Source organism: Marinomonas sp. S3726 (genome assembly GCF_000967665.1).
GTDB lineage: Bacteria > Pseudomonadota > Gammaproteobacteria > Pseudomonadales > Marinomonadaceae > Marinomonas.
On sequence record NZ_JXYC01000017.1, the window covers coordinates 1 to 9,325 of the forward strand.

Sequence of the window (9,325 nt, forward strand, 5' to 3'; positions counted from 1 at the left end):
GCTTGATTATCGTCTTTGAAATGACTGATAAATTGTATAAATACAATAAGATCAATCATTTCGATCTATTCAAAAAATTTATTGTTAAAGAGCGTTGGCTAAGTTTAAAACTTAACTTGGAAGTTGTTTTTGATTTGCTTCCCCCAAATCGTGGAGGCGAATTATACCTAGAGTTTTGCTTCCGTCAACGCTTATTTTTACTTTTCTTATTATTTTTTTAAAACCAAAAAAAGAGGACCTAAGCCCTCTTTTTCCCATCATTAAAATCGCTTAATAAACGTACTTTTCTAATACTGTTACCTTATAAACACAGGTGGTGTAACAGACGCCCATAAGATGACGGTAATTGCCAATACAGCGACTAAAACACAAAGCCCTACTGTGACAACGGACATGGAGAACATGAAACCACGCTCTTCAGAGATATGCCCTAAAATTGGCACCCCTGTAATTAACAGTTTAAGGGTATGGGTGACGGCTACTAGACCAACCATGACATCAAACCACATCACAGGATACAACCCCGCTAACCCTGCTAGCATCATTGGCGTTGCCGTAAATGTTGTTAACATGAAGCAACGCTCTAAACTCGCATCAACACCATAGGTATGCTCCATCCAATACATGGCGTACGCCATTGCACCAACCGCACCTAGTAAAACTAGATAGAATGCTATAGCTATGGGTAAAGCACTTGCTTCCGTTAGTAATACCGTATCTCCACCACCTAAACTCCAGCCAACTTGCGTTGTGCCTATGTACACAGACACAGCCGGTATGGCAGCAAGCCAGATAATGTATCTAAGGTAGCATTGAACTATCGAGTACTTTTCTTCGACTATCTCCTCCCACTCTTCTTTGGGATGATGAATTAATCCGACAAAATGTTGTACGTACATAAACACCTCCAGTTCAGGTAACACTGATTAGGTTATTGCCAACCTATAATGGAATGTAGTGATCCACTAGCAGCCATGCAAACAACCACATAATGTAACGAATGGAGTACCAGAACATCCTAAGAGGTACTGATTCGTCATTTCCAAATAGTTGCAATGCAAAATACATAAAGCGCATATTCAACAAAACAACGCCAAACAAATATATCAAACCACTCATTGCTGTTATGAAAGGCAGTGCTGTGGTTAAAACTAATAAACAGGTATAGAGCAAAATTTGTAATCGGGTGAAGGCCACACCATGAGTAACAGGTAACATAGGGATCCCCGCTTTGGCATAATCTTCACGTTTATGTATTGCTAAGGCCCAAAAGTGTGGAGGGGTCCAAGCAAAAATAATCAGCACAAGTAATAAACTATTTGGCTCTAATGTTCCTGTTATTGATACCCAGCCAAGTAGCGGCGGCATAGCCCCCGCTAAACCACCTATCGTAATATTCTGTGGCGTAGCGCGCTTTAAAAAAGCGGTGTATATAAGTGCATAACCAATTAACGAAGCAAGCGTTAGATAAGCACTTAATGGGTTCACTAATAAGTAAAGTATACTAAAGCCCAAGGCACCAATTATGATGGCAAATAAAACCGCTTGTTGTGTACCGACTTTGCCACTTGGCAATGGTCGGTTACGAGTGCGATACATGATGGCATCGAAACGTCTATCTAGAACGTGATTAAATGCAGCGGCTGAACTTGCGCACAAACCAATACCAAGAGTAGATATAAGCACGAGACTTAAACTAGGCACTTCAGGTGTCGCTAAGAACATCCCAACTACCGCTGTTAAAAGAAGAACAGCAACGACTCTTGCTTTACATAGATTGTAATAGTCACGCCATGAAAGGCGCGCTTGATCAATTCGTACATTAGTAAGCATATTCATCTACCTCTTCTTTTGCCTGCATTAAGACATAAAGCACTTCGAGCATATGAAGTAAGAGCAAAGCTGCAACAAGGTTATGTATTACTGCAATTTGAACTGGGATATGAAACCAGACATTGGCCACACCCAAACCAACTTGAAGCATCAAGACAACCACTAATCGGCAAGCTAACTGCTTATTCTTATTAAATATATAGAAGCCAACAGCTAAAATCGCAAGCATAAGTACTAAAGCACCTAATCTATGCATCAAATGAATGGCGACTCTGGCCTCTCCTTCCAATAAACCACCAAGATAAGTTGGCCCGATACTCTGAAATAAATTAAACCCTTGGGCATAATCTGCGTTTGGCCAAACCTCTCCCTGACATAGGGGTAAATCAGGGCAGGCAAAGGCTGCATAGTTAGAGGCCATCCAGCCACCAAGAAAGATCTGCACTATGGTGAGAAAAAAGACAAAGGAAACAGCTAACTTTGCCTTAAGGGAAATGTTCGTTTTTATCCTAGGTAATTCGTTGGGTTTGGACCTTAACCATAAAAGGTAATACAAGCTTAACGTGGTAAAGCCACCTAACAGGTGTGCCGTCACAACTTGTGGCCATAACTTTAAGGTTACTGTCCACATTCCAAATGCTGCCTGCAATACAATGACACCAAGAATCAGGCTGATATGCTTAAAGTAGGTCTCCTGATACCCTTTCATTCGCGCTCGCATAGATACAATGAAAATGGCTAAGGTTAAAAGCAAGGCTATTCCTGCAACATAACGGTGAATCATTTCGATCCAACCCTTTTCACTTTCTACCGCATTTTCAGGGAAACGCGCATTAGCTAATGCGACTTCTGTTTTAGAGTCTGGCGAGGTTAAAAAGCCATAGCAGCCAGGCCAATCTGGACATCCCAAACCCGAATGAGACAACCTAGTGTAAGCACCTAGGCCAACCACAATGAAAATAAGAAATACGCCGACTAGAGAGATTAGTCGGATATTGAAGAAAGAGGAGACGCTTTGTTGTTCCGTAAAAGCTGTCTCTTGTTTTGGACTTGGCATTTTCGCTTCAATCATATTGCGCTCACTTGTAACAAGGAATCAATCTGGTGATGCTTTAGGAACTTACGATTAAGTTACGCCCCTCGCCATAAACCTAGGCGCTTTTGTCCACACGCTGAGGCGGGAAGACTTATCCGCAGGTTCCTTTAATACTGTCTGGCTTGATAAACCTTTAGTGATCTATTTATTTAGCCTTGAAAGTTATTTTTAAGTAACTTCAAAATATCTTTATGTAATTCAGCGGCATCCTGCTCTGCTTTGAATGACATAACTAACCAGCCTTGGGGGTCTACCAACCAGGCTTTGTGCTTCAAGTCTTTAACGCTATCTGCATCAAGATTAGAAAATTTATCTAGATACAAGAAACTATCTTGATTATCTATTTGCTCCTTAGTCAATAACACTCTTGATAGACCATCTGATTGTCGACCTAAAGCGACATGCATACGTCGATATGATTCTAAACGATCAAGACAAGGAGACTGACAAGACTCTTCAATGACAAGCAATCGCCATGTGCCATCTTCTCCTGCTAGAGGACTCGTTGAGATCGTGTCCCAAGCAATAGGCGTTTCAAGAAACTCCCCTTTTGCCGTAATTTCACTTGGCCGCCAATCCGTAAACACCATTGCCCATGCAAAAGATAAAGGCAAACCTGTCATGGCAAACATAATTAAGACGATTGTTCTGGAATACAGTTTAGATCTCATTATTCATACTCTCCTTAACATGACGCACTAAGAAAACAACAGCGAGAACAATTAGAGAAAATGCTAATGCAAACCATTGGAATGCATAGGCAAGATGCTTTTCCGGTGGCATTACATTGTTAGGCAACCAACGTCTAACCTGAACACCTGCTTGATGAGCCTCTAATCTCATCTCAAACCCAGACACTAATAAATGCTTTTTTTTCTGAGTTAGTTCTGTACCTATCAATTGTTGAAAAAAACTGGCATCAAAATATTGAACCCGACTAGGCCAACCTTGTGTTTGATACTGAGCATCACTTAACCGAAAACCTTTTTTAGCAGGTAGATAAACTCGTGCTTGCAACTCTACTTCTGCATTAGGTAAATTTGTTTTATTCAGCTTACTCCTATCAACCGAAGCTTCAACCCAACCTAAGTTCACCCAAAAAAGAACATCATCAAGACCGACCTTGGTTAAAAAGGGCACTATCACGTCATAACCAGACTTACCTTGATAGGTTTTGTTATCTATCAAAAATTGATATTGAGATAGATATTTGCCGTTAAGTTGAATCAACTGCCCATCTATCGCATTTACCCAACTTGATGCCTGCATTATTTCATTCGTTTGATTACGTGCGAGATAGTCCTCTTTTTGTGCGGCTCTATCTAGCTGCCAAAAACCTAATGACAGAGTAAGGCTAAAAAACACGACCACCAAGCAAATGAAAACAACTAGCTTCCCTCGACCTTGTCTAAAAATTGCCTGTTGCAAACCTGTTAATTGTGGCATCTTAATAACATGTCCTCTTGGTAATACTTAGAACCCTTAAGGAAAAGATGTATGCTTATATCATTAATATTGATCGTATTTTTCGGTATCTTAGCCAGCCTTTTTACTGGGTTGTTTTTTCTTTTTAACAAAAAAAACTCTAAACACTTATTTGTCTCTTTATCTTTCAGGATTTCTCTAACCCTATTATTACTTTGCCTTGTCACCTTTGGTCTTTACACTGGCGATCTGGGCAACAAAGCACCATGGCAAGTCACCCAAGAACAGCTAGACAATATAGACAAAGATAAATAAGCCAAGCCAGACAACATCAACAAAGTGCCAATACCAAGCAGATGCCTCAAACCCAAAATGCTTGTCTGGCGAAAAATGGCCTTTTAGCAATCTCATTAAGATGACCAATAGAATAATGCTACCCAAGGTAACATGTATGCCATGAAACCCAGTAAGCATGAAAAAGGTCGAGCCATAGATACCTGACTCAAGTGTTAAACCTAAATGCGCATAAGCCTCATAATACTCAATCCCTTGCACTATTAAGAAAGCCACACCTAACACTAAGGTTATTGCCATCCAACGAATGGTTTTAACTCTGTCATTATCTTTAAGAGCATGATGAGCAATGGTTAAAGTAACACTAGAAAGCATTAACAATACGGTATTAATAAGGGGAAGATGGAAAGGGTCAGGCAAGCCAGACGGCACACTAGACGTTGCCGCAGGTGTATTAAGTAATGGCCATTCACCAATAAAGTTAGGCCAAAGTAGTTCATGGGTCATGGCATGGTCGCCTTCACCGTTTAGCCAAGGCATTGCAAGCGTTCTTATATAAAAAAGAGCGCCAAAAAACGCCGCAAAGAACATAACCTCAGAAAAAATAAACCAAGCCATGCCTAATCTAAAGCTATTATCCATTTGCACACTGTACAAACCATCATGGCTCTCTTCTACAACCTTACTAAACCAGCCATAAAAGATATAAGCCATCAGTCCTACCCCTGCGGTTAATAGCAAAGGAGAACCATAATTAATTAAAAGACCTCCTCCAAATGCCATGAAGAACAAGGCGAAGGTTGCCACTATAGGCCAAGCACTTTGACTTGGCACATAGTAATGTTCGTGTGAGTTTTTCATTATTTTTCTCCCACTTTAACGCTTTTAATTTTATTAGTTTGCCGCTACCGGCTGTAAATCCGTAATATCAAAAAAAGTATAAGACAAGGTAATCTTTTTAACCCTATCAGGTAGATCAGTATCGAGACTAAACAAGACACTCACATCTTGAGCTTGTTTGCCATTAAGTACTTGGCGATCAAAACAGAAGCACTGAGTTTTATGAAAATACTTAGCCCCAATAGAAGGGCTAACACTAACAATTGCTTGGCCAACCATTTGCTCATTTGTTAGATTCTGAACAAAAAAGTCAGCCCTTGCGTTTTCACCCGGATGCACTGTCATTTCTACGTCTTTAGCAACAAAGTCCCAAGGCATATTCTCGTTAGTATTCGCAATAAACTGCACTTTAATTGCTCGAGAAGTATCGATCACACCGGTATTTTTCTTAGCAACCAACTCCAACTTGCCATTAAGCCCTGTGATATCACAAAACACGTCGTAGAGTGGAACAAGGGCAAATCCAAACAAGAACATGCCGACAGTCGCTCCACACAACTGCAATATAAGTTTACGGTTACTTTTCATCTTTATTTCACTTCTGGTGGTGTTTCAAAAGTATGATAAGGTGCAGGTGAAGGCACTTGCCACTCCAACCCTTCTGCGCCTTCCCAAACAACAGCTTCTGCTTTTTTACCACCTTTCACACATTTAACAACTACCAATACAAAAATCAGTTGAGAGAATCCAAACAAGAAGCCCCCTAAACTCGATACCAAATTAAAATCGGCAAACTGGATCGAGTAATCAGGAATACGTCTTGGCATACCCGCAAGACCCACAAAATGCATTGGGAAGAAAGTAAGATTCAAACCTACAAATGAGCACCAGAAATGACACTTACCTAAGTACTCGTCATACATGTTACCTGTCCATTTCGGCATCCAATAATATGCCGCAGCCATAATCGAGAAAACAGCACCTGGCACGAGCACATAATGGAAATGGGCAACAACAAAGTAGGTATCATGATATTGGAAGTCAGCAGGTGAAATCGCCAACATCAATCCAGAAAAACCACCTATCGTAAACAAGACAATAAAGGCGATTGCAAATAACATAGGTGTCTCAAAGGTCATTGACCCTCTAAACATAGTCGCCACCCAGTTAAACACCTTCACCCCTGTTGGCACAGAGATCAGCATGGTGGCATACATAAAGAAGAGTTCACCAACTAACGGAATTCCTACCGTGAACATGTGATGCGCCCAAACGGTGAAAGATAAAAGCGCAATCGAAGACGTTGCATAAACCATAGAGGCATAGCCAAATAATGGCTTGCGACTAAATGTTGGGACAATTTGAGAAATAATACCAAATGCTGGCAATATCATAATGTAAACTTCAGGGTGTCCGAAGAACCAGAACAAGTGCTGGAACAAAACTGGATCACCGCCGCCGCCTGCATCAAAGAAACTAGTACCAAAATGAATATCTGTCAGCATCATGGTAACCGTACCAGCAAGTACAGGCATGACAGCAACCAATAAGAAAGCCGTGATCAACCAAGTCCAAACGAATAGCGGCATTTTCATGTAAGACATGGTTGGCGCACGCATATTCATGATGGTAACAATCACATTAATCGCCCCTAAAATTGAGGAGACACCCGCTAAGTGAATGGCAAAGATAAAGAAGGTTACACTCGGAGGAGCATAAGTCGTGGATAAAGGAGCATAAAAGGTCCAGCCAAAGTCAGGTGCTCCTCCGTCCATCACTAGGGTTGAAAGCAGCATAAAAAATGCAAACGGTAATAACCAGAAACTAAAATTATTCAATCTAGGTAATGCCATATCTGGCGCACCTATCATTAATGGCACCATCCAGTTTGCCAAACCAACAAACGCTGGCATTACAGCACCAAACACCATAATCAAACCATGCATGGTTGTCATTTGATTGAAAAACTCTGGTTGCACGACTTGCAACCCAGGCTCCACAAGCTCCATGCGAATAACCAATGCCATAGAACCGCCGATAAAGAACATCAGCAGACTAAAGATCAAATACATAGAGCCTATATCTTTATGGTTAGTCGTAAATAACCAACGAGTTATCCCAGTTGCGGGACCATGATGATGACCTACAGCAGACGTCATATAATTCCCCTATTTACTCTTAAGCATTGATTGGATGGATTGCGGTGTGATGATATCACCAGTGTCATTACCCCAAGCATTTCTCTCATAGGTAATAACCGCAGCCAATTCGACAGCACTTAATTGCGCAGCATAAGCTTGCATGGCCGTACCCGCCCGTCCTTCTAAAACAATTTTAATATGTTCATCTATTTGTTCAGGTTTGGTTGCTATTGCACTCGCTTTAAGCGCAGGGAACATAGGCGAAATACCCTGACCGCCAACTTGGTGACAGGCAGCGCAGTTTGTCTGGTAAACTTTTTCACCTCTTTCCATTAACTCCTCTAAACTCCAAACTCTCGCCGCTGCTGCGACTTCTGCTGCTATGCTAGCTTTCTTATCTGCTAACCAAAGTGCATAGTCCTCATCGGTCACTGCCTGCACGACAATTGGCATGAAGCCATGATCTTTACCACAGAGTTCAGCACATTGACCTCGATATGTTCCTACCTCATCAATACGAGTCCATGACTCATTAATAAAACCAGGAATCGCATCACGCTTGACCGCAAATGCAGGCACCCACCAAGAGTGAATTACATCATTTGATGTCACTAAGAAGCGGATTTTTTTACCAATTGGCACAACGAGCGGCTCATCTACCTCAAGTAGATAGTTTTCGTTTTTTTCGACTTTGTTATAAATTTCATCGGGATTGGTGGACAGGTTACTAAAAAAAGAAAGGTCTTCACCAAGATACTGATATTGCCATTTCCACTGATAACCTGTGACCTGAATATCTACATCCGAGTCGGATGTATCGTACATTTCAATTAAGGTTGTGGTGGCAGGAACAGCCATAGCGACAAGAATTAAAACAGGGACAATAGTCCAGATTAATTCGACAGTGGTATTTTCATGAAATTGTTCTGCTTTAGCCCCCGCCGATTTACGGTGGTGGATAATAGACCAGAACATCACACTAAACACAGCTATCGCAATAACGACACAAATCCAAAAGATTTGCATATGTAATGAATAAATTGAACGGCTAACCTCAGTTACCCCTTCAGTCATATTTAACGCCCAATCAGCTTGAGCAGAAACAGACCACAAGGCAGCTAAGATAATTAAAGCAGCTGACGAACAAGATCTCTCCTTCATCTTTTTACCCCTACTTGTGTTTTTTTTATACGTAGAGAACCCAAGAAACAAAGCCCCAATACCCTGCTTTAACCTTGAGCGATATTCAGAGTATAGAAAGCAATTTTCAGCTTGCCAGTAACTTTTGAAAATAATTAGGTTAAATAAACCATGAAGTTAACAAGATATATTAAGGAAACGATAAAAATGAGCACCATTAAAATACCCACCAAGATGAAGGGAATAGGGCTATTAGACTGAAAATCTTCTAACCGATTTTTTTCACTTTGTACGCCAATAAAGGCAGAAAAAACAGCTTTAAAAACTTTCCAAATATTCATTGATCCATCCCTTTAAGCTATTTAAGTTAATGTCAGAGTGGAAGCAAAAGAGAAGAAAATCAAGCCAACTGACTTATTCAGACAACAAAGCCTCTCATAAATATTGATCGTTTATAAAGCTGAATAGCTGAAAAATATAGAGGGCTAGAAACGCAAAAAGGCCGCTATAAGCGACCTTTTGTTAGAATTTATTACAGATAATTTGTGTGAACACT

The 9,325-nt window shown here is 40.7% G+C and carries 11 protein-coding genes; 1 reads left to right on the top strand and 10 read right to left on the bottom strand.

The genetic code is table 11. The features are described from left to right. On the top strand, positions 1-221 hold a 221-nt coding region (locus TW85_RS26490; RefSeq protein ID WP_046017892.1), incomplete at its 5' end, for a hypothetical protein. Between the two features lie 75 nt (positions 222-296). Here the strand turns inward: TW85_RS26490 and TW85_RS14680 are convergent. The 10 genes from TW85_RS14680 to TW85_RS14730 all read right to left on the bottom strand — a co-directional run bounded on the left by TW85_RS14680 (position 297) and on the right by TW85_RS14730 (position 9,110). After that, positions 297-899 (bottom strand): Yip1 family protein, encoded by a 603-nt coding sequence (locus tag TW85_RS14680; protein WP_046017893.1) that lies wholly within the window; start codon positions 897-899, stop codon positions 297-299. 43 nt (positions 900-942) lie between these two features. Further along, the gene (gene cyoE / locus TW85_RS14685) at positions 943-1,839 is read right to left on the bottom strand and encodes a heme o synthase (protein WP_046017894.1); all 897 of its coding nucleotides are present in this window, start codon (positions 1,837-1,839) and stop codon (positions 943-945) included. Continuing rightward, positions 1,823-2,905 carry a COX15/CtaA family protein gene (locus tag TW85_RS14690; protein ID WP_052702228.1) on the bottom strand — a complete coding sequence of 361 codons (1,083 nt, stop codon included), beginning with the start codon at positions 2,903-2,905 and terminating at the stop codon, positions 1,823-1,825. Before TW85_RS14690 ends, cyoE begins: the two co-directional genes overlap by 17 nt. Positions 2,906-3,078: 173 nt before the next feature. Next, positions 3,079-3,600 carry a hypothetical protein gene (locus TW85_RS14695; protein WP_046017895.1) on the bottom strand — a complete coding sequence of 174 codons (522 nt, stop codon included), beginning with the start codon at positions 3,598-3,600 and terminating at the stop codon, positions 3,079-3,081. Next, positions 3,590-4,375, bottom strand: a complete 786-nt coding sequence (locus TW85_RS14700) for an SURF1 family protein (protein WP_046017896.1) — start codon at positions 4,373-4,375, stop codon at positions 3,590-3,592. The genes TW85_RS14695 and TW85_RS14700 overlap by 11 nt, the downstream gene beginning before the upstream one ends. 267 nt (positions 4,376-4,642) lie before the next feature. Further along, positions 4,643-5,509 carry a cytochrome c oxidase subunit 3 gene (locus TW85_RS14710; RefSeq protein ID WP_046017898.1) on the bottom strand — a complete coding sequence of 289 codons (867 nt, stop codon included), beginning with the start codon at positions 5,507-5,509 and terminating at the stop codon, positions 4,643-4,645. A 33-nt stretch (positions 5,510-5,542) separates the two neighbouring features. Continuing rightward, a complete protein-coding gene (locus TW85_RS14715; RefSeq protein ID WP_046017899.1) occupies positions 5,543-6,076 on the bottom strand; it encodes a cytochrome c oxidase assembly protein in 534 nt (177 codons plus the stop codon). A gap of 2 nt (positions 6,077-6,078) precedes the next feature. Further along, on the bottom strand, positions 6,079-7,647 hold the full coding sequence (gene ctaD, locus TW85_RS14720; RefSeq protein WP_046017900.1) for a cytochrome c oxidase subunit I: 1,569 nt from the start codon (positions 7,645-7,647) through the stop codon (positions 6,079-6,081). A 9-nt stretch (positions 7,648-7,656) separates the two neighbouring features. Continuing rightward, the gene (coxB, locus tag TW85_RS14725; RefSeq protein ID WP_046017901.1) at positions 7,657-8,790 is read right to left on the bottom strand and encodes a cytochrome c oxidase subunit II; all 1,134 of its coding nucleotides are present in this window, start codon (positions 8,788-8,790) and stop codon (positions 7,657-7,659) included. A gap of 134 nt (positions 8,791-8,924) precedes the next feature. After that, the gene (locus tag TW85_RS14730; RefSeq protein ID WP_046017902.1) at positions 8,925-9,110 is read right to left on the bottom strand and encodes a DUF2970 domain-containing protein; all 186 of its coding nucleotides are present in this window, start codon (positions 9,108-9,110) and stop codon (positions 8,925-8,927) included. Between the last annotated feature and the right edge of the window lie 215 nt (positions 9,111-9,325).

Excerpts from the sequence above, each read along its gene's own strand:
- TW85_RS14680 (WP_046017893.1), bottom strand. The coding sequence starts at position 899 with ATGTACGTACAACATTTTGTCGGATTAATTCATCATCCCAAAGAAGAG.
- cyoE (WP_046017894.1), bottom strand. The coding sequence starts at position 1,839 with ATGAATATGCTTACTAATGTACGAATTGATCAAGCGCGCCTTTCATGG.
- TW85_RS14690 (WP_052702228.1), bottom strand. The coding sequence starts at position 2,905 with ATGATTGAAGCGAAAATGCCAAGTCCAAAACAAGAGACAGCTTTTACG.
- TW85_RS14695 (WP_046017895.1), bottom strand. The coding sequence starts at position 3,600 with ATGAGATCTAAACTGTATTCCAGAACAATCGTCTTAATTATGTTTGCC.
- TW85_RS14700 (WP_046017896.1), bottom strand. The coding sequence starts at position 4,375 with ATGCCACAATTAACAGGTTTGCAACAGGCAATTTTTAGACAAGGTCGA.
- TW85_RS14710 (WP_046017898.1), bottom strand. The coding sequence starts at position 5,509 with ATGAAAAACTCACACGAACATTACTATGTGCCAAGTCAAAGTGCTTGG.
- TW85_RS14715 (WP_046017899.1), bottom strand. The coding sequence starts at position 6,076 with ATGAAAAGTAACCGTAAACTTATATTGCAGTTGTGTGGAGCGACTGTC.
- ctaD (WP_046017900.1), bottom strand. The coding sequence starts at position 7,647 with ATGACGTCTGCTGTAGGTCATCATCATGGTCCCGCAACTGGGATAACT.
- coxB (WP_046017901.1), bottom strand. The coding sequence starts at position 8,790 with ATGAAGGAGAGATCTTGTTCGTCAGCTGCTTTAATTATCTTAGCTGCC.
- TW85_RS14730 (WP_046017902.1), bottom strand. The coding sequence starts at position 9,110 with ATGAATATTTGGAAAGTTTTTAAAGCTGTTTTTTCTGCCTTTATTGGC.